Origin of the sequence: Cohnella sp. GbtcB17, assembly GCF_019091135.1 — a bacterium.
Lineage (GTDB): Bacteria > Bacillota > Bacilli > Paenibacillales > Paenibacillaceae > Cohnella.
The window spans coordinates 1-232 of sequence record NZ_JAGXJW010000530.1 but is presented as its reverse complement, the minus strand read 5'-3'; the positions used below and the strand labels follow the sequence as shown (position 1 = coordinate 232).

The 232-nt window shown below is 65.1% G+C and carries 1 protein-coding gene; it reads right to left on the bottom strand.

What is annotated here, in order from left to right:
- The coding region (locus tag KVT38_RS34335) for a hypothetical protein (protein WP_217598159.1) at positions 1-232 on the bottom strand (232 nt) is incomplete at both ends.

Here is a 232-nt window from a genome sequence, read left to right as displayed (position 1 = left end):
GAACGTCACCGGATAAGCCGCGTTCTCGAACGTCTCGAAGCTCTTCCCCGCTCCCGCGCCCAGCGCGAACGCCGCCGAGAAACCGTCGTACCTGGCGACCGCGTAGCCGGTCTTCGTCCCCTCGCTGACCGTGCCGATCGTGATCACGCCGCCGCTCGCGGCAGCTGTTAAGCTCTTGAACTCACATTTCACAGAATCCGCAGGCACTTCGAGGGTGCGTCCGTCCGCGAGC